Annotated in this window: 19 protein-coding genes, 4 tRNA genes and 1 pseudogene; 15 read left to right on the forward strand and 9 right to left on the reverse strand. The window is 71.0% G+C overall.

What is annotated here, in order from left to right; genetic code table 11:
• The 3 genes from AB0B89_RS23805 to AB0B89_RS23815 all read right to left on the reverse strand — a co-directional run.
• Window positions 1-451: pirin family protein (locus tag AB0B89_RS23805; RefSeq protein ID WP_358556749.1), on the reverse strand; the 451-nt coding region annotated here is incomplete at its 3' end.
• Between the two features lie 34 nt (window positions 452-485).
• Window positions 486-2,306 (reverse strand): glutamine--fructose-6-phosphate transaminase (isomerizing), encoded by a 1,821-nt coding sequence (glmS, locus tag AB0B89_RS23810; protein WP_358556752.1) that lies wholly within the window; start codon window positions 2,304-2,306, stop codon window positions 486-488.
• Between the two features lie 19 nt (window positions 2,307-2,325).
• On the reverse strand, window positions 2,326-2,601 hold the full coding sequence (locus tag AB0B89_RS23815; protein ID WP_358556755.1) for a hypothetical protein: 276 nt from the start codon (window positions 2,599-2,601) through the stop codon (window positions 2,326-2,328).
• Between the two features lie 311 nt (window positions 2,602-2,912).
• Here AB0B89_RS23815 and AB0B89_RS23820 point away from each other — a divergent pair.
• The 5 genes from AB0B89_RS23820 to AB0B89_RS23840 all read left to right on the forward strand — a co-directional run bounded on the left by AB0B89_RS23820 (window position 2,913) and on the right by AB0B89_RS23840 (window position 4,158).
• Window positions 2,913-2,985: transfer RNA gene (locus AB0B89_RS23820), tRNA-Gly, on the forward strand.
• Window positions 2,986-2,995: 10 nt separating this feature from the next.
• A tRNA-Cys gene (locus AB0B89_RS23825) sits at window positions 2,996-3,066 on the forward strand.
• Window positions 3,067-3,140: 74 nt separating this feature from the next.
• A tRNA-Gly gene (locus AB0B89_RS23830) sits at window positions 3,141-3,213 on the forward strand.
• A 17-nt stretch (window positions 3,214-3,230) separates the two neighbouring features.
• Window positions 3,231-3,305: transfer RNA gene (locus AB0B89_RS23835), tRNA-Val, on the forward strand.
• A 94-nt stretch (window positions 3,306-3,399) separates the two neighbouring features.
• Window positions 3,400-4,158: a DUF2071 domain-containing protein gene (locus AB0B89_RS23840; RefSeq protein WP_358556757.1), complete on the forward strand. Its 759-nt coding sequence runs from the start codon at window positions 3,400-3,402 to the stop codon at window positions 4,156-4,158.
• Window positions 4,159-4,188: 30 nt separating this feature from the next.
• On the opposite strand, the gene AB0B89_RS23845 is transcribed toward AB0B89_RS23840, so the two are convergent.
• Window positions 4,189-5,376, reverse strand: a complete 1,188-nt coding sequence (locus AB0B89_RS23845) for an ROK family protein (protein ID WP_358556760.1) — start codon at window positions 5,374-5,376, stop codon at window positions 4,189-4,191.
• Between the two features lie 196 nt (window positions 5,377-5,572).
• Here AB0B89_RS23845 and AB0B89_RS23850 point away from each other — a divergent pair, with 196 nt between their 5' ends.
• The 3 genes from AB0B89_RS23850 to AB0B89_RS23860 are packed head-to-tail and all read left to right on the forward strand — an operon-like array spanning window position 5,573 to window position 8,612.
• Window positions 5,573-6,793 carry an ABC transporter substrate-binding protein gene (locus AB0B89_RS23850; protein WP_358556763.1) on the forward strand — a complete coding sequence of 407 codons (1,221 nt, stop codon included), beginning with the start codon at window positions 5,573-5,575 and terminating at the stop codon, window positions 6,791-6,793.
• A 17-nt stretch (window positions 6,794-6,810) separates the two neighbouring features.
• The gene (locus AB0B89_RS23855) at window positions 6,811-7,776 is read left to right on the forward strand and encodes a sugar ABC transporter permease (RefSeq protein WP_358556766.1); all 966 of its coding nucleotides are present in this window, start codon (window positions 6,811-6,813) and stop codon (window positions 7,774-7,776) included.
• The gene (locus tag AB0B89_RS23860; RefSeq protein WP_358556769.1) at window positions 7,773-8,612 is read left to right on the forward strand and encodes a carbohydrate ABC transporter permease; all 840 of its coding nucleotides are present in this window, start codon (window positions 7,773-7,775) and stop codon (window positions 8,610-8,612) included. The genes AB0B89_RS23855 and AB0B89_RS23860 overlap by 4 nt, the downstream gene beginning before the upstream one ends.
• Before the next feature lie 12 nt (window positions 8,613-8,624).
• Here the strand turns inward: AB0B89_RS23860 and AB0B89_RS23865 are convergent, their stop codons facing one another.
• Entirely contained in the window at window positions 8,625-9,698 is a 1,074-nt protein-coding gene (locus AB0B89_RS23865) for a hydroxyacid dehydrogenase (protein WP_358556772.1), read from the reverse strand.
• 259 nt (window positions 9,699-9,957) lie between these two features.
• Here AB0B89_RS23865 and AB0B89_RS23870 point away from each other — a divergent pair, with 259 nt between their 5' ends.
• Entirely contained in the window at window positions 9,958-11,802 is a 1,845-nt protein-coding gene (locus AB0B89_RS23870) for a DUF2264 domain-containing protein (protein WP_358556775.1), read from the forward strand.
• Window positions 11,803-11,900: 98 nt separating this feature from the next.
• Entirely contained in the window at window positions 11,901-13,205 is a 1,305-nt protein-coding gene (locus tag AB0B89_RS23875) for a monooxygenase (protein ID WP_358556778.1), read from the forward strand.
• A gap of 11 nt (window positions 13,206-13,216) precedes the next feature.
• On the opposite strand, the gene lysA is transcribed toward AB0B89_RS23875, so the two are convergent.
• From lysA to AB0B89_RS23895, 4 genes are all read right to left on the reverse strand, one after another.
• The gene (gene lysA / locus AB0B89_RS23880; protein ID WP_358556781.1) at window positions 13,217-14,530 is read right to left on the reverse strand and encodes a diaminopimelate decarboxylase; all 1,314 of its coding nucleotides are present in this window, start codon (window positions 14,528-14,530) and stop codon (window positions 13,217-13,219) included.
• The gene (locus AB0B89_RS23885; protein ID WP_358556784.1) at window positions 14,527-14,778 is read right to left on the reverse strand and encodes a hypothetical protein; all 252 of its coding nucleotides are present in this window, start codon (window positions 14,776-14,778) and stop codon (window positions 14,527-14,529) included. Before AB0B89_RS23885 ends, lysA begins: the two co-directional genes overlap by 4 nt.
• Window positions 14,778-15,062 (reverse strand): SAV_915 family protein, encoded by a 285-nt coding sequence (locus AB0B89_RS23890; RefSeq protein WP_358556787.1) that lies wholly within the window; start codon window positions 15,060-15,062, stop codon window positions 14,778-14,780. Before AB0B89_RS23890 ends, AB0B89_RS23885 begins: the two co-directional genes overlap by 1 nt.
• A gap of 238 nt (window positions 15,063-15,300) precedes the next feature.
• On the reverse strand, window positions 15,301-15,549 hold the full coding sequence (locus AB0B89_RS23895; protein WP_358556790.1) for a hypothetical protein: 249 nt from the start codon (window positions 15,547-15,549) through the stop codon (window positions 15,301-15,303).
• A 562-nt stretch (window positions 15,550-16,111) separates the two neighbouring features.
• Here AB0B89_RS23895 and AB0B89_RS23900 point away from each other — a divergent pair.
• From AB0B89_RS23900 to AB0B89_RS23920, 5 genes and pseudogenes are all read left to right on the forward strand, one after another.
• On the forward strand, window positions 16,112-17,140 hold the full coding sequence (locus tag AB0B89_RS23900) for an alpha/beta hydrolase (protein ID WP_358556793.1): 1,029 nt from the start codon (window positions 16,112-16,114) through the stop codon (window positions 17,138-17,140).
• Between the two features lie 22 nt (window positions 17,141-17,162).
• Entirely contained in the window at window positions 17,163-17,888 is a 726-nt protein-coding gene (locus AB0B89_RS23905) for a TetR/AcrR family transcriptional regulator (RefSeq protein WP_358556796.1), read from the forward strand.
• Complete coding sequence (locus tag AB0B89_RS23910; protein ID WP_358556799.1) at window positions 17,885-19,480, forward strand: AMP-binding protein; 1,596 nt, start codon at window positions 17,885-17,887, stop codon at window positions 19,478-19,480. The genes AB0B89_RS23905 and AB0B89_RS23910 overlap by 4 nt, the downstream gene beginning before the upstream one ends.
• Window positions 19,477-20,499: a 3-oxoacyl-ACP synthase gene (locus AB0B89_RS23915; protein ID WP_358556802.1), complete on the forward strand. Its 1,023-nt coding sequence runs from the start codon at window positions 19,477-19,479 to the stop codon at window positions 20,497-20,499. The genes AB0B89_RS23910 and AB0B89_RS23915 overlap by 4 nt, the downstream gene beginning before the upstream one ends.
• Window positions 20,500-20,602: 103 nt before the next feature.
• A pseudogene (locus tag AB0B89_RS23920) lies at window positions 20,603-20,830 on the forward strand (hypothetical protein); the annotation flags it as partial.

Raw genomic sequence — 20,830 nt, forward strand, 5'->3', positions numbered from 1 at the left:
CCTCCAGGGCCTCGGCATGGGCGCCCTGCAGATCCTGGTCCAGGTCGTCCTCGCCGCGATGCAGCACCGTCTCCCCCGGCGACTCCTCCGAATGGGAGATCGCACGGCCCGCGGTCATGAGATTCAGCTGACCCGGCCTGATGAGCTGCTCGCTGCCGACGCTGTCGCGGTGCAGCACCTCGCCTTCGAGCAGCCAGCTCACGGTCTGGAGCCCGGTGTGCGGGTGGGGAGGCACCCGCATGCTCGCCCGCTCGGGGCCGTAGTGGTCCACGAAGCACCAGGCCCCGACCATCCGGCGGTCCCGGTCCGGCAGGGTCCTGGTCACCTTCATGCCTCGCGGCCCGCCGAGGACCACCTCCCGGCCGGTCAGCAGGTCGCGCGCCGGTCCCTCGCCCGCCTCGCTCAGGCCGCCGCACACCGTCTCCCGCGGATCCCGCTCCAGGTTGCTCACCCGACGACTGTACGACGGCCTCCCGGGCCCGGTGTCACTCCACCGTCACGCTCTTGGCGAGGTTGCGGGGCTTGTCCACGTCGCGTTCGAGGGCCACGGCCGCGTGGTAGGCCAGCAGCTGGAGAGGGATCCCGAGCAGGATCGGGTCCAGCTCGACCTCGTTCTTCGGCACCACGATCACGTCCTCCACGAGCCTGCTGTCGGGCACACGGTGGCCCACCATGAGCACCTTGCCGCCGCGCGCGCGGATCTCGCCGAGGGTGGTGAGGTTCTTGTCGAGCAGTTCGTCGTCCGGCACGATCGCCACGGTCGGCATCTCGGGGCCGATGAGCGCCAGCGGGCCGTGCTTCAGCTCGCTCGCCGGGTACGCCTCGGCGTGCACGTAGGAGATCTCCTTGAGCTTCTGGGCGCCCTCGCGGGCGACCGGGTAGCCGCGCACCCGGCCGACGAACATCATGCTCGGGTGGGTGGCGTACTTCTGGGCGAGCGCCTCGATGGCGTCGCTCTGCTTGACGATCTCCTCGATCTGCTCGGGCAGCCTGCGCAGGCCCTCGACGATGCGCCGCCCGTCCGCCGGTGACAGGTCGTGGACCCGGCCGAAGTGCAGGGCGATGAGCGCGAACGCCACGGCCGTGGAGGTGAAGGCCTTGGTGGAGGCCACCGAGACCTCGGGGCCCGCGTGCAGGTAGACGCCGCCGTCGACCTCGCGGGCGATGGCGCTGCCGACCGCGTTGACGACGCCGAGCACCCGGCCGCCCTTGCGCTTGAGCTCCTGGACGGCGGCGAGGGTGTCGTAGGTCTCCCCCGACTGGCTCACGGCGACGTACAGCGTGTCGTGCTCGACGACGGGGCTGCGGTAGCGGAACTCGGAGGCAGGCTCGGCGTCGGCGGGGATGCGGGCAAGCTCCTCGATGAGCTGGGCGCCGATCTGGCCCGCGTAGTACGCCGAACCACAGCCGATGATCTTGACGCGGCGGAACGCGCGGGTCTCGCGGGGGTCGAGGTTGAGGCCGCCGAGGTGGGCGATGTTGAACCGGCCGTCGAGGCGCCCCCGCAGCGTACGGGCGACCGACTCGGGCTGGTCGGAGATCTCCTTGAGCAGGTAGTGCTCGTAGCCGCCGGTGTCGTAGTGCCCGAGGTCCCAGTCGACGGTCAGCGGCTCCTTGGAGGTGGCGCGGGCGTCCATGGTGAAGGTGTGGAAACCGTCGGCCCTGAGCACGGCCAGCTCGCCGTCCTCCAGGTGGACGACCTGCCGCGTGTAGCGGACCAGGGCGGCGACGTCGGAGGCGCAGAACATCTCCCTCTCGCCGATGCCGATGACGATCGGGCTGCCGTTGCGGGCCACGACGATCTCACCGGTGCGCTCGGAGTCCAGCACGGCGATGCCGTACGTGCCGACGATGCTCTTGAGCGCCTTGCGGACCGCGTCCTCCAGGGAGTCGGTCTCCTGAACGGTGCGGGCGATGAGGTGGGCGAGCACCTCGGTGTCGGTCTCGGAGACGAAGACGGAGCCGTCGGCGACCAGCTTGGCGCGTAGTTCGTCGGCGTTCTCGATGATGCCGTTGTGGACGACGGCGATGCGCTCCTTGCCGTCCAGGTGCGGGTGGGCGTTGACGTCATTGGGGACTCCGTGCGTGGCCCAGCGGGTGTGACCGATGCCGAGGCCGCCCTTGAACCTCGCCGGTACGGCCGCCGCCAGATCGGCGACCCTGCCCTTGACCTTGCGGACCTTGAGCCCCTTGTTGCTCACCACGAGGCCGGCCGAGTCGTAGCCCCGGTACTCCAGGCGCTGCAGGCCCTCCAGCAGGATCGGCGCCGCATCCTTCGGGCCGATATAAGCGACAATTCCACACATTTTCGATCTCCTTGGTGCGCTAGCCGTACACGATGCGGCGCAGTTGGCGCAGGGACAGCTCGGGTGCCGCGACACGGCGTGCGGACAACTCGGCGGCTATGGAAGGAAAGATGCGCTCATTAGTGAGGCCGCGGGCCTTCATCTCGCCGTGGCGGCGCCTGACGAACTCCTCGACGGACTCGGAGAAGTACGCCACGACCTCGGCCACCACCCGCGTGGCCTCCCCCGGCCCGAGCGACGTGGTCCGGGTCAGGTGCGCGATCAGATCCTCATAGGAATGCCGTGCCGTTGACACAGGCAGGGACTTTACGCAGGAAAGAGACGACACGCCAAGATTCCTGCCCGATTCCGGGCAGGGTACGCCCTCAACTGCGCCTGAGGTGTCCCAGGACGGGCCTGCCACCGCCGATCACGGTGCCCCCGAACGGACCGGCCGCCGCCGGTTCACGGTGGTCGCGGGCGGGCCGGCCTCCGCCGGTTCAGGCGTGCGGCGGCGACGCGAGAAACCTCACGTTCACATGCGGCTCGCGTCGTGGACTGCGCACGCCGGGTCTCCGGACGCGCTAGAGTCTTTGCGTGGCCGGGGATCGTTTCCCCGAGATTCACGCGGACGTGGCTCAGCTGGTAGAGCATCACCTTGCCAAGGTGAGGGTCGCGGGTTCGAATCCCGTCGTCCGCTCGAAGATCCTGGTGGAGTGGCCGAGAGGCGAGGCAGCGGCCTGCAAAGCCGCGTACACGGGTTCAAATCCCGTCTCCACCTCGACGGGATCTCGCACCTCCGGGATCCGGTAAAGTTGGACAGGCATCACACGGAAACGACTTCCGAGTGATCATGCGGACGTGGCTCAGCTGGTAGAGCATCACCTTGCCAAGGTGAGGGTCGCGGGTTCGAATCCCGTCGTCCGCTCTGATTTTCCTCATCGAGGGCGATTAGCTCAGTGGGAGAGCGCTACCTTGACACGGTAGAGGCCACTGGTTCAATCCCAGTATCGCCCACCACCACCCTTGGCGCACCCGGGCCGTACGTCCGTTCGCGACCCGCGCGGGGCCCGGGGTCCTCGCCGCCTCGCGGGGGTTCTGCGAGGCTGGAACCGTGCCGCACTTCGTCCCGGAACCCGTCACGGCCGACCCGCCCAGCGCCACGCCGGATCCCCTGCTCACCCAGTCGTGGCTCGACATGGCCTTCCTCCACTGGTCCGCCGACCCGGCCGACGTGGCGCCCCTGCTCCCGGACGGCACCGTGCCCGACACCCTCGACGGGGTGACCTACGTGGGCCTCGTCGCCTTCCGGATGCATCGCATCGGCTGGTTCCGCCTCCCCGGCATCCCTTACCTCGGCACTTTCCCCGAGACCAACGTCCGCCTCTATTCGGTGGACGCCCACGGCCGGCGCGGGGTGGTCTTCCGCTCGCTCGACGCCTCGCGCCTGATCCCGGTGCTGGTCGCGCGGGCCGCCTTCCGGCTTCCGTACGTGTGGTCGCGCATGGCCGTCCGCCACAGCGGCGACACCATCGCCTACACCAGCAGCCGCCGCTGGCCCGGTCCGCGCGGCGCGCACTGCCGCGTCACCATACGGACCGGCGAGCGCATCGAGGAGCCCACCGAGCTCGAACACTTCCTGACCGCCCGCTGGGGCATGCACAACACCGTCTTCGGCCGGACGACGTACCTGCCCAACACCCACCCGCGCTGGCCCCTGTACAGAGCCCACCTGACCGGCTGTGACGAGGACCTGGTCGCGGCGGCGGGACTGCCCTCACCCGCCGGGGAACCCGCGAGCGTGCTCTACTCCCCCGGCGTCCCCGTGCGCTTCGGCCGCCCCGTTCCCGAAGGCCGCCCCACCCGTTCATGAAGCCCCGGCGGCGGTGTGAAGGAGGGCGGGTCAGCCGGTGGCGGTGATACCGGCGGCCGGGGTGGCGTTGAGGAACTCCTCGATGACCAGGGTGGCCGCGCCGAGCGCCACGGCGTCGGGGCCGAGCCGGCCGAGCACCAGGGAACTGGCGGCGTACGGCTGCGCGAGGGAGTTCTCGGCGACCACGGCGCGGATCTCGGGAAGCAGGGTCTCGCCGAGCAGGAGCCCGACCCAGCCGCCGATGATGATGCGCTCGGGATTGAGCAGGTTGATCAGATTGGCCAGGCCCACCCCCAGATAGCCCACCGTCTCCTCGACCACGGGAGTGCGCGAGGCGAGCACCCGGGTGAGCTCCTCCTGCCAGCCGGCCTTCCGCGTGGAGACCCCGGCCCTGTCGAGGATGGCCTCCGCGCCGATGTAGGCCTCCAGGCACCCGCGCCCGCCGCACCGGCAGGGCCGTCCGCCCGCGACGATCTTGGTGTGCCCCCACTCTCCCGCGCTGCTGCTCACCCCGTGGAAGGTCGCCCCGTCGGCGACGACGGTGGCTCCCACGCCCGCGCCGATCAGGACGATGACGGCGTTCGCCGCGCCCCGGCCGGAACCGAACCACAGCTCGGCCTGACCCATGGCCTTGGCCCCGTTGTCGACGTGCAGGGGAAGCGAGGTGCCGGCGCGTAGGAGCGCTCCCAGGGGAACGCCGTTCCAGCCGAAGGCCTTGGCGTGGATGAGAACGTCGGCGCCGCGCTCAACGATGCCGGGGACGCCGACTCCGACCCCGAGGACCCGCTCGGCGGGCACCCCGGCGTCCGAGAGCACCACCCCGATGCCCGCGAGGATGTGCATGGCGACCAGCTCGGGATCGTGGCGGGCCGGCCGCAGGGCGTACTCGACCTTGGCGAGCTGGTTCAGGTCGAGGTCGAACAGCTCGACGCGCACGTGCGTCTCGGACACGTCGACGCCGATGGCGTAGCCGTACCGGGGGTTGACGCGCAGGAGCACGCGCGGGCGCCCGCCGTCGGAGTCGACCTGGCCGGCCTCGACGATGATGTCGTCGCCCAGCAGCCCGCCGGTCATGGTGCTGACCGTGGCCGCGCTCAGGCCGGTGAGCGCGGAGAGGTCGTTGCGGCTGGCCGGTCCGTCGAAGTACAGCATGCGCAGCAGCATGGCGCGGTTGCCTCTGCGGACATCGCGCACCGTTCTGCGCTCGGGCCTTGCCATGACGTACCTCCACGAGTTCCACGGCCATGCTAGTTCAGCGGCGTTAGTTCAGAGGCCGAAGGAAGCCGGCCCTCACCCGTTCGGCACGAGCCTGACATGCTCCGATGCCCGTGTTACCAAAGCGTTTCACAGAAGGACTGAACTTATTTCGATGCTTAGATTATGTTCTGTGAAACCCCCCGTTGAGGAGAGCGAAATGATCAGGAGAGTGACAGGGGCGGCCGCCGCGACGGTGCTGCTCGCCGGGCTCACCGCGTGCGGCGGCGGCTCCGGAGGAGCGGAGGCGACCACCACGCTGACCTACTGGATGTTCCAGGACCGCACTCCGCAGGCCACAGAGGTGGTCGAGAAGCTCCGCACGGACTTCGAGAAGGCCAACAAGGGCGTCAGCGTCAAGATCGTCAAGATCCCGAAGGACGACTACAACACCAAGCTGGGCAGTGCCGTCGCCAGCGGTTCCGTCCCGGACGCGGGCGTCCTCGACCAGCCGCTCGTCGCCCGCTACGCCCTCGACGGCACCATCAGGGAGATGCCCGCCGGCACGATCGACGAGAAGTCGCTGTACGCCGGGGCCCTCGACACCAACCGCGTCGACGACAAGCTGTACGGCGTGCCGGTGGACCACACCACGGTCGGGCTCTTCTACAACAAGAAGCTCGTCCCGGCCCCGCCCAAGACCTGGGACGAGCTGAAGCAGATCACGACCCAGATCCACCAGAAGGACCCGAAGATCGCCGGCATGGTGGTGCCGAAGGGTGACGGGTACGGCGGGTGGATGTGGCCGGGCTTCGTGGCCGGGGCCGGCGGGTCGATGGCGGACATGAAGGCCAAGAAGATCCTGTTCGACCAGCCGCCCGCCGTCGAGGCGCTGCAACTGTGGGTCGACCTGCTCAAGTCGTCGCCGAGGGAGATCACCGACTCCGACAAGCCCTTCGAGAACGGCCTGGCCGGCATGATGATCTCCGGCCCGTGGGACGTGGCCAACATCAAGGACCAGTTCCCCGACCTGGAGTTCAACGTCGCGCCCCTGCCGTACAAGACCGGGCCGGCCGGCAACATCGGCGGCGAGAACGCGGTGGTGTTCACCAAGGGCAAGAACGCCGACCTGGCCTGGAAGTGGCTGGCCTACCTGACCAACGCCGACAACAACACCAAGCTGGCCCAGGCGCTGGGCGGCTTCCCGACCAACATCGCCGCCGCCGAGAGGGACGCCGCCACGTTCGGGACCGAGCAGGCCGCCTTCCTGGAGCAGCTCAAGGTCGCCCAGGCCCGCCCGCCCGTACCGCAGTGGATCCAGATCAACGACGAGATCATCGCCCCCGCGATCGAGTCGGCGCTCAGCGGCAAGGCCACCGCCCAGCAGGCCCTCACCGGCGCCGCGGACAAGACCCGCGCCCTGCTCGGCTGGACCGGCTGACCGAGAGGCAGGCAAGCGTGGCAACTCCAGTGGTGGCCGACAAGCCCACTGTGACGCCCCGCCCCGGGCGGCGCCGCCGCCCGGGGTTCGGGGGGAGCGACCGCGTCATCGGCTGGCTCCTGATCGCTCCCGCGATGGCGTACTTCATCGTCTTCCTGCTCTACCCGGCGCTCGCCGCCCTGTACTACAGCTTCACCGACTGGGACCTGCGCTCCGCGCCTGGCTGGGTGGGTTTGACCAACTACACCGACCTGCTGTTCGACGACGCCAAGTACCCGCACTTCTGGCAGTCGGTGAAGGTCACCCTGCAGTACACGCTGATCGCGGTGCCGCTGACCATGGGGAGCGCGCTGTGCCAGGCCCTGCTCATCAACGCGATTCGCAGGGGCTCCAACCTGTTCAGGCTCCTGCTCTTCCTGCCCGTGGTCACCGCGGAGACGGCCGTCGGCGCGATCTGGCGCTGGCTCTACGATCCGCAGTACGGCCTGATCAACGTGTTCCTCGGGCTGTTCGGCATCCCCCGGCAGAACTGGCTCAACACCCCCGAGCTGGTCATCCCGGCCCTGGCGTTCATCGCGGCGTGGCAGTGCGGCATCTCGATGATCATCTATCTGGCGGGGCTCAAGGGCATCCCCTCGTCGATCCGCGAGGCGGCGATCATCGACGGCGCGGGCCCGGTCCAGCGGTTCTGGAGGGTCGTGGTCCCGATGCTCAGGCCCACGACGTTCTACCTGCTGGTGACCGGGGTCATCGCGGCGCTACAGGTGTTCGGCCTGGTCTACGTGATCTTCTCAGGCGGCGGCGGCAGGAGCGTCACCGGCGGGCCCGAGCAGGCGGGGCTGACCTACGTCCTGCACCTGTATCTGTTCGCCTTCCGCTACGACGCGATGGGCGCGGCCTGCGCGATGTCGTTCATCCTGCTGGCCTTCATCATGATCATCACCGCGCTCCAGTTCAGGTTCGTGAAGCAGGAGGTGTCGTGAGGACGCTACGGCTCTCCCCCATCTACGTCGCGCTGGTGCTGCTGGTGCTCGTGTCCGTCGTCCCGTTCGTGTGGATGCTGGCCACCTCGTTCAAGCACGGTCCGGACGTCTACACCAAGGTGCCCAGCCTGCTCCCGCTGGACCGCAAGACCGGCGAGTGGTCGCCCACGCTGGACAACTACGAGCACGTCATCCAGATCGGCGGGCTCGGCCGCGCGTTCCTCAACAGCGTGTGGGTCTGCCTGATCCTCGTGCCGGCCAAGCTCCTGGTGGACGCCCTGGCGGCCTACGCCTTCGCCCGCATCCCCTTCCCCGGCAGGGACAAGCTGTTCGCCGTGCTGCTGGCAGGCATGATGGTGCCGACGATCACCCTGCTGGTGCCGCGCATCCACATCACCCAGGCGCTCGGCATGTTCGACTCCGGTTGGGGCCTGATCCTGCCGAACGTGGCCTCGGTGCTGGACATCTTCCTGCTCCGCCAGTTCTTCCTGACGCTGCCCGGCGAGCTTGAGGAGGCGGCGCTCATCGACGGCGCGGGCCGGATGCGGATCTTCTGGAAGATCGTGCTGCCGCTCTCGAAGCCGGTGCTCGCGGTCGTCACGATCACCAGCTTCATCTTCCACTGGAACGACCTGGTGTGGCCGCTGGTCGTGCTGAACGACCCCGACCTGTACACGCTTCCGCTCGCCCTGCAGCAGCTGGCCAGCAGCGAATCGGGGCGCGCCTACTACATCATGGCGGGCGCCGCGCTGGCCGTCATCCCGGTGATCATCGTGTTGATGGTGTTCCAGCGGCGGATCATGGAGGGGATCGCCTTCAGCGGGCTGAAGAGCTGACCCTTCACGGGTTCACGCGGTGATGGCCAGTGTCTCCGGGTCGACCGGGTGCAGCAGGGGCTCGTCGGCGGCGAGCCGCAGCACCTCCTCGACGGCGGCGGCGCCGAGCCTCGCCACCTCGTTGCCGAGCGACCCGGCGACGTGGGGGGTGAGGACGACGTTGGGCAGCTCCCACAGGGGCGAGCCCGCCGGGGGCACCTCGGGCTCGGTCACGTCGAGCACCGCCGACAGCCGCCCGGTGACGAGCTCGGCGACCAGCGCGTCCTGGTCGACCAGCGACCCCCGGGCGGTGTTGAGGAGGGTCGCCCCGTCGCGCATCGACGCCAGCCGCCGCGCGGTGACCATCCCCCGGGTGCGCGGGGTCGCGGGAGCGTGCAGGGAGACGACGTCGCTGAGCTGGAAGATCTCGTCGAGCCCGACGAGCCGCGCCCCCAGCGAGGCGGCCGTCGCCGCGTCGACATGGGGGTCGGCCAGCAGGGGCGAGAGGTCGAAGGGACGCAGCAGCGCAAGGACGCGCCTGCCGATCCGGGACGCCCCGACCACCCCGACGACCCTGCCGTGGTTGCCCACGTCGTGGCCGCGCCTGATCAGCCCGAGGTCCTCGCGCCGCGCGCGGTACTCCCGGGCGAGTGCGGGGACGGCCTTGTTGGCCAGCAGGATCATCGCGATCGTGTACTCGGCCACGGGAACGGCGTTGGCCGCCGCGGCGGAGCTGACCTGGATGCCCCGGGCGAACACGGCGGGGCTCAGGTGTCCCTTCACGGTGCCCGCCGCGTGGACGACGGCCTTCAGGCCGGGGGCGCCCGCGAGGGCCTCCTCGTCGAGCGCCGGGCTGCCCCAGCCGGTCAGAAGGATCGTGGCCCGCCGCAGGCGGTCCCGCGCCTCCGGCGAGCGGAACTCGGTCAGCGGCGAGGCCAGGTCGATCTCGGCCACCGCCCGAAGGCGCGCGGCCACCTCCGGCGGGAACAGCCTGCCGGGAAGGCCAGGGTACATGGCCAGCTCGACGACCGTCATCGGCCCGCCCCCACCCCGCCGCCCGAGACCGTCCGCGGCGGGGACCCGTGCCTTCTGGGACGAAACAGTCATGCGCCGGATTCTATGCTTGAAATAAGCAACAAAAACAGAGCGGACAGACACCCCCCGCCGCGCGTGGCGCCGCCTTCAGGACCCCTTCCGTAAAGATCTTAAACTAAGTATTGACAAGATCGTGGGCCACGGGTCAGTCTCAGTCGGAAGCGAAGTCGATGCCAGAAGTTCGATGCCAGAAGCCGATGTCACGAGATTCGACGTCACGAGATTCGGCGTCACCCGAGATTCGATGTCACCTGAGATGGAGAACCACCGGATGCAGAGGATCCGGCCGGCCGTGCCGCGCGACCGTGAGGACCTGCGCCGGCTCGTACGGGCGCTGACCGAGCCGCTGATCCCCCACTTCAGCCCAGGCGGGGCCCGGCCGCGCCTCGGCGTCAACGCCGCGCACCACTCGGACGCCGCCGCCGAACTGGAGTCGTTCGCCCGCCCGCTGTGGGGGCTCGCGCCGCTGGTGGCCGGCGGGGGGTCGTTCGACCACTGGGAGCTGTGGCGCCGGGGGCTCGCGGCCGGCACCGACCCCGGGCACGAGGAGTTCTGGGGCGCGGTCACCGACATCGACCAGCGGCTGGTGGAGACCGCCGCCATCGGCCTGGCGCTCGCGCTGGCGCCCGAGGAGGTCTGGGACCCGCTGAGCGGCGGGGAGAGGGACAACCTGCGGGCATGGCTGCTCCAGGCAATCGCCGCCGAGCCCGTGGACAACAACTGGGCGTTCTTCCCGGTCGTGGTGGGACTCGGTCTCGATCGCGTCGGCGTCGCCTTCGACCCGACGCCCAACGCCGCCCGCCTCGACCGGCTGGAGTCCTTCGCCCTCGGGCGCGGCTGGTACAGCGACGGCCCCACCGCCCAGCGCGACTACTACATCCCCTTCGCGATGCACTACTACGGCCTGATCTACGCGGCGCTCGCCGGGGAGCGCGATCCCGGCCGCGCCGAGCGGTTCCGTGAGCGTGCCGCCGAGTTCGCGCTCGACTTCCAGCACTGGTTCGCGTCGGACGGGGCGGCCGTGCCCTTCGGCCGGAGCCTCACCTACCGCTTCGCCCAGGGCGCGTTCTGGGGAGCGCTCGCGTTCGCGGGCGTCGAGGCCCTGCCCTGGGGCACGGTCAAGGGCCACCTGATGCGCCATCTGCGCTGGTGGCTGCGGCGGCCGATCCAGGACCCCTCAGGGCTGCTCACCCTGGGCTACGGGTACGCCCAGCCCGCGCTCACCGAGCAGTACAACGGACCCGGCTCCCCGTACTGGGCGTTCAAGTCCTTCCTCCCCCTCGCGCTGCCCGACGGTCATCCCTTCTGGGCCGCCGAGGAACGGGCCGCGCCGCCCCTGCCGGAGGTCAGCGACCAGCCCGAGGCCGGCGTCGCGCTGATGCGCTGCGAGGAGGGCCGCCAGGTCGTCATGCTGAGCGCGCAGCAGCACCACACCTGGGTGCGCAACGGCGCCGCGAAGTACGCCAAGTTCGCCTACTCCACCTCCTTCGGGTTCAGCGTGCCGAGCGGTTCGTGGGGGCTGGAGCAGGCGGCGCCGGACAGCACCCTGGCGCTCAGCGAGGACGGCGTCCACTGGCGGCCCTGCGAGGTCCCCCGTGACTCCACGGTGCGTGACGGGCTCCTGCGCCTGCGATGGAACCCCTGGCCGGACGTGGAGATCGAGACCTGGCTGCTCGCGTGCCCTCCGTGGCACATCCGGGTGCATCACCTCTCCACGGGGCGGCCTCTGAGGTCGGCGGAGGGCGGGTTCGCGCTGGACCGCGACCTTCCCTTCGGCCACGTGGAAACCGGCCCCGGTCGCGCGCGGGTGTGCTCGCCCGCGGGAACGTGCGTGGTCGACGACCTCACCGGCGCCCGGACCGGACGGCTCGTCGAGGCACTGCCCGGCACCAACGTCATGGCGCCGCGCACGGTGATCCCCGCCCTGACCGACGCCCACGCGCCCGGTGAGCACCTGCTCGCCTGCGCGGTGCTGGGCGCGGTGGACGCGCCGCCGGCCGAGGGCTGGCCGGCGTCTCCCACCTTGGAGGCGGTGAACGAACTGCTCTCCCGCCACCCCGGCCCCGAGGCCGCCGTGCTGCGCGCGACGCTCCGCGAGGCACCCTGGGTCTTGTGAACGCGGCACCCTGGGTCGTATGAGCCGATCACCCTTGGTCGTATGAAGGCGCGGGAACATCTCCGCCGGACGGAGGAGCGTTCTCGGTCTTCCGGCCGATGGCCCGCCGTCCCGGCGGCGAGGAGTCTGGACGCGGAGGCCCGGACCATGTCGTGGCCCGGGGTGAGCCGACGGAACTGCTGGGGGCGGTCATGGAGCACAGGGTCCGTACGACACGGTGGCTGGGCTGGACGGCCCTCGCACTCGCCGCCACCCTGCTCGTCGCGTCATGCGCGGGAGGGGGGAAGCCGGGGGCGTCCGGGAGCCTGGACTCGGCGTCGGTCACCGGAACGCACAGCGGGCACGGGAAGCCGTTCACGGCGCCGCCCGCCGCGCCGCTCCGGGCCTCGGAACGGTTCGTCAACCTGACCCTGGCCGAGCCGTACACCCCGGCGGCGCCCTCCGGGGGGACCGATGAATACCGCTGCTTCCTGGTCGACCCGGGGCTGACCGGCAGGGCGTTCCTCACCGGCAGCCAGTTCATGCCGCAGAACACCGCGCTCGTCCACCACGCGATCATCTTCAGGATCGGCCCCGACCAGGTGAAGGCGGCCAGTGACCTCGACGCCCGTACGCCAGGTGAGGGGTGGACCTGCTTCGGCGACGCCGGGGTGGAGAACGGCGCCTGGATCGGCCACTGGGCGCCGGGAGCCAACGAGACTCTGCTCGCCGGCAACGTCGGGTACCCCATGCCCCCGGGCAGCCGGCTGATCATCCAGGTTCACTACAACCTGCTCGCCACCGAGGGCAGGCCGGGCGGCAGCGACCGTTCCTCGATCCGGCTGCGGCTCACCGACGGCAAGGCCGACCTCGACCCCCTGGACACCGCGCGGCTCATAGCACCGATCGAGCTGCCCTGTACGAAGCGGGAGTCCGGGCCGCTGTGCGACCGTGAGGCGGCGGTGCGGGACGTCGTCCACCGTTTCGGGGAGCAGGCGGGGACCACCGTCACCCAGCTCAACCAGTTCTGCAACCAGGCCAAGCCTCCCGTCCCGGAACCGACCCAGCACTGCGACCAGCCGGTCCGCAGGGCGGGCACGGTGTACGCCGTCGCCGGGCACATGCACCTGCTGGGGCGCTCGATCAAGCTGGAGCTCAACCCCGGGACGCCCAAGGCCAGGACGCTTCTCGACATTCCCAGCTACAACTTCGACGAGCAGGCCATCCGCCCGCTGGCCACGCCGGTCACGGTCAAGGCCGACGACACCGTGCGGGTGACCTGCACCCACGACGCCGGCCTTCGCGAGATGCTCCCGGCGCTGCACGACGTCCCACCGCGCTACGTCGTGTGGGGCGAGGGCACCAGCGACGAGATGTGCCTCGGGCTGCTCGTCTGGTCACCCAAGGCCCCGGCCGCGGGCTGACCCACCGGTCCTCACAGTCCCACGTCCCGGCGCATCAGGTCCTCCGCGCCCTCCCTGCGCACCACCAGCCGTGCCCCGCCCCTGCCGACCGCGACCACGGGCGGGCGCCCGGTCATGTTGTAGGTGGAGGCCATGGAATGGTGGTAGGCGCCGGTGGCCGCCATGACGATCACGTCGCCTGGGTGGATGTCGGCCGGGAGCTGAACGTCCTCGGCGAGCACGTCTCCCGCCTCGCAGTGGTGACCGACCACGTGGAAGGCCCGCGTGCCCACGTGGCACTCCCGCCCGATCATCCGGACCTCGTACGGCGCGCCGTACAGGGAGTGGCGGGGGTTGTCGCTCATGCCGCCGTCCACCGCCACGTAGGTGCGGGTCAGCCCCTTCTTTACGGATATGACCCGATAGAGGGTGACCCCGGCGGGCCCGCTGATCGCCCGCCCCGGCTCGACGATGAGCCGGGGCATGGGCAGCCCGAGGCCCGCGCAGCGCTCCCGCAGGGCTCCGGTGATCCGCTCGGCGAACGTCTCCAGGCCGAGCCCGCGCTCCCCTTCCAGGTACGCGATGCCGTGGCCTCCGCCGAGGTCCAGCTCGGGGAGGATCACCCCCCGGGTCTCCCGGATCCGGGCCGTCTGCTCGACCATGACGCGCACGGCGGTCTCGTACGGCTCGGGCGCGTCGATCTGCGAACCGAGATGGCAGTGCAGGCCGGTGAGCTCCAGGCGGGGCTGGGCCAGCACCCTGGCCACTGCCTCGCCCGCCGCGCCGGTGGAGATGGAGAGCCCGAACTGCTGGTCCTCCCCGCCCGTGCGGATCGCCGTGTACGCGCCCGCGCCCACATCGGGGATGACCCTGATCAGCACCTTCTGCCGGTGCCCGAGCGGGACGAGCGCGGCGAGGCGGCTGATCTCGGCGAGGTTGTCCACCACGATCCGCCCGACGCCCTCGTTGACCGCGGCGATGAGCTCTTTCGGGGTCTTGGCGTTGCCGTGGAAGATGATCCGTTCGGCGGGGAAGCCTACCGAACGCGCGACCACGAGCTCCCCGGCGCTGCACACGTCGAGGCTGAGCTTCTCCGCGCGGATCCAGCTCGCCATCGCCCGGCACAGGAAGGCCTTGGCGGCGTAGGCGATCTCGGCCTCGGGCAGGGCCGCCCTGTAGGCGCGGCACCGCCGGCGGACGTCGGTCTCGTCGAGGACGTACGCGGGGGTGCCGAACCGGTTGGCGATCTCCATGAGGGACACGCCCGCCACCGTGGCCTCGCCGTGCGCCCCGAACACCGCGGACGAGGGCCACGGCCCCTGAGCGGTCTGCGTCATGACGGTCATGCGTGCCTCGTTTCGGACGGTTCGGCGGCACCAAGCGAGTCTCGTACCGGGTCGGTGCCGGGAACGGCCGCTCGTACCGGGTCGGTGCCGGGAACGGCCGCTCGTACCGGGTCGGTGGCGGGAACGGCCGCTCGTACCGGGTCGGTGGCGGGAACGGCCGCTCGTACCGGGTCGGTGGCGGATACGTGGTCCGCCGGCTCTTCGGCCTGGCCGGCGCCGGACGCCAGGTCCTGCGTCAGGGCGCACATCAGGCGACCCGCAGATCGTGTGCCTCGTACCGCCGCTCGCGCCGCGGGGGCGCCGCCCCCGCCGGGTCGACGACGATGGCGGCGACGCCGAGGTCGGCGAGCATGTGGCGCAGCGCCGGCTCGCTGAGACGTATCCAGCGCTGCCCCGCGCCCAGCACGCGCGCCAGCACCGGCGGCGAGGTGAACGCGACGGCCGTCCTCTGGCCGGCTGCCGTGCGGAAAAGGCGGAGCGACACCGTCGCCTCCCCCTCGCGCACCGGCACCACTAAGAGCGGGTCGCTCATGATCTTTCCTCCTGCTGAACCTTCGTCAGACCGGAAATACGGCCTCGAAAGGAACGCTAGGCGGGTTGACCGGCGATCTCCGCCATCTTGACGCCCTCCTGACGGAGAGGCCGCGAGAACTGACGCCTCCTTGACGGCTCCGGCGCAGAAGGCGAAGCAGCGGTCCCCCGGCGTCCCGGGCCCAGCCGGGCGATGCTTCCCCCGGCCCGGCCCCGTGGGGGCCGGGGGAGGTCACCCGTCAGCCCAGCCAGGTCGCCATCTGGGCCTCCGCGCTCGGGTCCCAGCCGAGGCGCAGGTGGTTGAGAGGGAGCGTGGCCGTGGCCGCGCGGTTGGCGATGCCGTCGGTGGCCGCGCAGCTCGCGATGAACACCGCGCCGTCGGACGGCCCGGTGTGCTCGTTGTGCATCAACGGCATGTCGGGCATGCTTCCGCAGAGCTGGTAGACCGCGACGCTCGACGGGACCCCCGCGTTGATGATCGGCTGCACGAGCGACCTTGTACCCGCGCGCGTCCAGGTACTGCATGAGCCCGGTGGAGGGGCACGTCGTGCGCCCGCAGCCGTAGTCGCCGAGGACGTTGGGGTTCGCCCACGCCTGGTCCGCGGTCTGGTTGGCGCCGTGCACCAGCAGGACCGGCACGGCCTTGGACCCGCTCTGCCAGCCGGGCGCGTGGTACAGCAGGAAGCGCGAGGAGTGCGGCTGGGCGACGTCGCCGAAGAACCGCCTGGTCTGGCCCGTCTGGTCGCCGACGCCGCCCGGAGGGTAGGCCTCGGTCGCGAAGCCGGTCGAGGCGTCACGGTAGCGCTCCACCTGGGCCCAGCCGTTCTGGAGGCCGGTGGTGTAGGTCGCCTCCAGGCTCACCGCCGCGGTCGCCGAGGCGGGTGACGCGGGCGCGACCACCCCCGAAACCGCCACAACCACCATGGCCAGAGCCGACGCCAATCGCCGCAGTCTCCGCATGAACCGCTCCTTGTCGAGAGCACCCTCTTTTATGAGAGGTGATTCACCTGTTAACTTGGCCGCAACAATCCTCTTCGTCAAGGGATGGCGATGAACGCAGTCCGATCCCGTACCGTCCGCACCGAGCGTCTGACGACGCACCTCCGGGAGACGGGCGCGGGTGTCCCCGTCGTTTTCGTACACGGCAACCTCTCCGACGGCTCCGCCTGGGACGAGCAGCTCTCCCTGCTCCCCGGCGGCTACCACGGCATCGCCCCCGACCTGCGTGGTTACGGGAACAGCGAGCCCGCTCCCGTCGACGCGACCCGGGGGGTCGGCGACTACCGCGACGACCTGGTCGCGCTGCTCGACGCGCTCGGCCTCGACGCCGTCCACCTGGTCGGCCACTCGCTGGGCGGCGGCGTCATCCTTGACTTCGCCATCCACCATCCCGGCCGCGTCCTCTCGCTCACCCCGGTGGCGACGGTCTCGCCGTACGGGTTCGGCGGCACCAGGCGCGACGGCACGCCGTGCGCGCCCGACTTCGCCGGCTCGGGCGGCGGCACCGCCAACCCCGACCTCGTGAAGCTCATGGCCGAGGGCGACGAGTCGGACGCCAGCCCGCTCTCGCCGCGCAACGTCGTGCGCAGCCTCTACTTCCCCGGCCCGGACGCCGTACGGGACGAGGAGGCCCTGCTCCGGGGGATCCTGGCCACCCACCTCGGCGACGGCAGCTACCCCGGGGACACCCAGTCGTCGGAGAACTGGCCAGGCGTCGCGCCGGGCACGCGCGGGGTTCTCAACGCGATCTCCCCGAAGTACCTGAACTGGAGCGGCCTGCCCGAGTCGGGGTGCAGCGCCCCGGTGCTCTGGGTCCGCGGCGACCAGGACGCGATCGTCTCCGACACCTCGATGGTCGACCTCGGTCACCTCGGGGCCCTCGGGTACGTGCCGGACTGGCCCGGCGAGGAGTCGTTCCCCGCCCAGCCGATGATCCAGCAGACCAGGGACGTCCTCACCCGGTACGGCCGCTACTCCGAGCACGTCATGGAGGGCGCGGGGCACTTCCCGTACACCCAGCGGCCGGGTGAGTTCTCGTCGCTGCTGCACGCCCACCTGTCCCGGGTGTCCGCGGGCTGACGCTTTGACCGGGGGAGCGCGAATGCAGGCATGGCGGGTCGAGGACGAGCCGCCGCCCACGAGCACGCGGGGCCGCCCGCTGTCCCCGAAGGGGGAACGCACCCGGCGGCGGCTGCTCGACGCCTCGGAGGAGGTGTTCGCCGAGCTGGGCTACCACGAGGCCTCGATCGTCAAGATCACCGAGGCGGCCGGGTGCTCGCAGGGCACGTTCTACATCTACTTCGAGGGCAAGCAGCAGATCTTCGACGAGCTGGTCGCCGACCTCAACCGGCGCGTACGGCGGGCGATGTCCGAGGGTGCCCGGCAGGGACGTACCCGGCCCGAGTCCGAAAGGCTGGGCTTCAAGGGGTTCTTCCGGTTCACCGCCGAGCATCCCGGGCTCTACCGGATCATCCGCCAGGCCGAGTTCGTCTCGCCGGGCATGCTTCAGCGGCACTACCGGACGATCGCCGACGGCTACGTGGGCGGGCTGCGCGCGGCGATGGCCGACGGTGAGATCGCCCAGGCCGATCCCGAGGTGCTCGCCTGGGCGCTGATGGGGGTGGGCGAGCTGATCGGCATGCGATGGATCCTGTGGAAGGACGGTCCCGGCGGGGTGCCGGACCAGGTCTTCGAGGAGATGTACGCGTTCATCCTCCGCGGCCTCGGCGCCGACGGCGCACCGTCCGGACAGGGCACACACGTGCCCGAGGCGTCCGGCTCGGGTCCGAACGGATCCGGGGCGTTCGGAGGGGGATCGGAACGGTGACTCTCGCACTGGGCCGGTGGCTGCGCGACCGGGCGCGTGCCACACCCCACCGCACGGCCATCGTCTTCGAGGGCGATGACACCTCGTACGGCGAGCTGGACGCCCGGTCGGAACGGCTGGCGGCGGGCCTGCTCGCCGCCGGGGTCCGGCCGGGCGACCGGGTCGCCACCCTGACGGGCAATCGTCCCGAACACGTCGAGCTGTTCTTCGCCTGCGCCAAGGCCGGGCTGGTCCTCACCCCGGTCAACGTCCGGCTGACGGCGCCGGAGGTGGCCTACCAGCTCACGGACGCCGAGCCGTCGATCCTGCTGGCCGCGCCCGAACTGGTCCCGCTCGCGGAGGAGGCCCGCATGAGGTCCGGCCACCCATGCCGGATCGCGGAGCTCACCCGGGACGGCCTCGACGCGCTCGCCTCGACGGCCTCCGAGGCCACGGCCCCGCACACGCCGGGCGAGCACAGCGGCACCGGAGACGACGGCGGTCCGGGAACCGGCCATAGTGTCCCCAACGACCCCAACGACCCCAACGACCCCGCCGACGACGCCGGGCTGCTGCTCGTCTACACGGGGGGAACGACCGGACGGCCGAAGGGCGCCCTGCTGACCCACGCCAACTGCTTCTGGACCAACCTGTCCCTCGACCGTGGCTGCGAGCTGCGCGAGGACGACGTCGTCCTTCAGGTGCTCCCCCAGTTCCACGTCGGCGGGTGGAACGTCCAGCCCCTGCTCGCGTGGTGGAAGGGCGCGACCGTCGTGCTGGAGCCGTCGTTCGACGCCGGGCGGGCGCTGCGCCTCATCGCCGAGCGGGGCGTGACCACGATGATGGGCGTGCCCGCGACCTACCTGTTCATGGCGCAGGACCCCGGCTTCGCGACCGCCGACCTGTCCCGGCTGCGCCGCGTCGTGGTCGGCGGCGCCCCCATGCCCGAGCCGCTGCTGCGCACCTGGCTCGACCGTGGCGTGCGGATCGTCCAGGGGTACGGCCTCACCGAGGCCGCGCCGAACGTCCTGTGCCTCCCCGAGGAGGACATCGAGGGGCGGGTCGGCTGGGCGGGCATCCCGTACCCCCACGTCGACGTGGCGCTGCGCGACGTCGAGACCGGCGGCACGCTCGACGGGGCGGGCATCGGCGAGCTGGTCGTGCGGGGCCCGAACGTGTTCCCGGGCTACTGGCGCGACCCGGAGGCCACCCGCGCGGCCGTGACCGGGGGCTGGCTGCGCACCGGCGACATCGCCGAGCGCGACGCCGACGGCTTCTACCGCATCCGCGGGCGGGCGAAGGACATGTACGTCTCCGGCGGAGAGAACGTTTATCCGGCGGAGGCCGAGTCGGTGTTGCAGGGGCACGCCGAAGTGGCCGAGGTCGCGGTGGTCGGCGTCCCCGACGAGCGCTGGGGCGAGGTGGGCTGCGCCTTCGTGGTGCCGGTGCCCGGCGCCGCGCCGGAGGCGTCCGACCTGATCGCGTACTGCAGGGTCCTGCTCGCCGGGTTCAAGGTGCCCAAGTACGTCCGGCTGGTCGACAGGCTGCCTCGCTCCGCCGTCGACAAGGTGCTGAAGAGCAAGCTGCGCGGCGTGTGGGAGCAGGCCGGATGACCCGCGTGCGGCTCGCCGCCACGGCGTCGTACCTGCCGGAGCGGTGGATGGGCGCGGCCGAGATCTCCGGCCTGTCCGGGATCCCCGAGCAGGTGCTGGTCGACAGGTTCGGCCTGCGCGGCAAGCACATCGCCGCCCCGGACGAGCATGTCAGCGACATGGCCGCCACGGCGGCACGGCGGCTGCTCGCCGAGCAGGGCATGGAGCCGGACGAGGTCGACGCCCTGGTCTACTTCGGTTCCACCTGGAAGGACTTCGAGGTGTGGCACGCCGCGCCGCGCGTGGCCCACCTGGTCGGCTGCGGGCGGGCGACGGTGCTGGAGCTCGCCTATGTCTCCTGCGGGTCGCCGGTGGCCGTACGGGTGTGCCGCGACCTGCTGCGGGCCGAGGACGAGCTGCGCACGGTGCTCGCGGTGGCCGCGTCCCGCGAGTCCTCCCTCATCGACTACGGCAACCCGCGCACGCGGTTCGCCTACGACTTCGGCGACGGCGCGGTGGCGGCGCTGTTCGTCAGGGACCCCGGTGACGACGGCGGGCGGGTGCCGGGGGAGGTGCTCGGCTGCCACATGATCACCGACGGGTCGTTCTCCCTGGACGTGATGGTCCCGGCGGGGGGCAGCGCCGAGCCCGCGAGCCACGAGACGGTGCGCGCGGGGCGGCACCTCCTCGACGTGCCGGATCCGGGCTCGATGAAGGAACGGCTGGACCCCGTCACGCTGCCCAACTTCCTCGCCGCCGCCGACGAGGCACTGCGCCGCTCGGGCGCCGGTCGCGAGGACGTCTCGCATCTGTGCGGCATCCACGTCAAGCGCTCGCTGCACGACACCCTGGTCAAGGAGCTCGGGCTCTCCCCTGACCGGGTGACGTACCTGGACGACACCGGCCACATGAGCGGGGTGGACCCCCTGCTCGGCCTCGACCGGGCGGCCCGGTCGGGACGGCTCTCCCCCGGCGACCTCGTGCTCCTCCTCGCCGCCGGCACCGGCTACACCTGGGCCGCCAGCGTCATCCGGTGGTGAGCCCCCCGTCGCCGATCGCGCGCGCGGTCACGGCGGACGCACCGAGCCCCGGACCCTAAGGTAAGCGACGGGGAAGCACCCCCCGAGAGCGAGGGGATAGTCGATGCCGCACGAGAAGCTGTCGTCGATCTACGACAACGTCCTGCGCCGCAATCCAGGCGAGGCCGAGTTCCACCAGTCCGTCCAGGAAGTCCTTGAGAGCATCGGACCGGTCCTGGTCAAGCATCCCGAGTACGCCGAGTCGAAGATCATCGAGCGGATCTGCGAGCCGGAGCGGCAGATCATCTTCCGGTCGCCGCCGGTGCCGATGTGGATGCTGTCCCCGGTGAGA

Origin of the sequence: Sphaerisporangium sp. NPDC049002 (assembly GCF_040649355.1) — a bacterium.
In the GTDB taxonomy this organism is placed as follows: domain Bacteria; phylum Actinomycetota; class Actinomycetes; order Streptosporangiales; family Streptosporangiaceae; genus Sphaerisporangium.

What these genes read in the sequence shown, in the direction of transcription:
- glmS (WP_358556752.1), bottom strand. Translation starts at nt 2,306, where the DNA reads ATGTGTGGAATTGTCGCTTATATCGGCCCGAAGGATGCGGCGCCGATC.
- AB0B89_RS23845 (WP_358556760.1), bottom strand. Translation starts at nt 5,376, where the DNA reads ATGGCAAGGCCCGAGCGCAGAACGGTGCGCGATGTCCGCAGAGGCAAC.
- AB0B89_RS23850 (WP_358556763.1), top strand. Translation starts at nt 5,573, where the DNA reads ATGATCAGGAGAGTGACAGGGGCGGCCGCCGCGACGGTGCTGCTCGCC.
- AB0B89_RS23865 (WP_358556772.1), bottom strand. Translation starts at nt 9,698, where the DNA reads ATGACTGTTTCGTCCCAGAAGGCACGGGTCCCCGCCGCGGACGGTCTC.
- AB0B89_RS23870 (WP_358556775.1), top strand. Translation starts at nt 9,958, where the DNA reads ATGCAGAGGATCCGGCCGGCCGTGCCGCGCGACCGTGAGGACCTGCGC.
- AB0B89_RS23875 (WP_358556778.1), top strand. Translation starts at nt 11,901, where the DNA reads ATGGCCCGCCGTCCCGGCGGCGAGGAGTCTGGACGCGGAGGCCCGGAC.
- lysA (WP_358556781.1), bottom strand. Translation starts at nt 14,530, where the DNA reads ATGACCGTCATGACGCAGACCGCTCAGGGGCCGTGGCCCTCGTCCGCG.
- AB0B89_RS23885 (WP_358556784.1), bottom strand. Translation starts at nt 14,778, where the DNA reads ATGTGCGCCCTGACGCAGGACCTGGCGTCCGGCGCCGGCCAGGCCGAA.
- AB0B89_RS23890 (WP_358556787.1), bottom strand. Translation starts at nt 15,062, where the DNA reads ATGAGCGACCCGCTCTTAGTGGTGCCGGTGCGCGAGGGGGAGGCGACG.
- AB0B89_RS23900 (WP_358556793.1), top strand. Translation starts at nt 16,112, where the DNA reads ATGAACGCAGTCCGATCCCGTACCGTCCGCACCGAGCGTCTGACGACG.
- AB0B89_RS23905 (WP_358556796.1), top strand. Translation starts at nt 17,163, where the DNA reads ATGCAGGCATGGCGGGTCGAGGACGAGCCGCCGCCCACGAGCACGCGG.
- AB0B89_RS23915 (WP_358556802.1), top strand. Translation starts at nt 19,477, where the DNA reads ATGACCCGCGTGCGGCTCGCCGCCACGGCGTCGTACCTGCCGGAGCGG.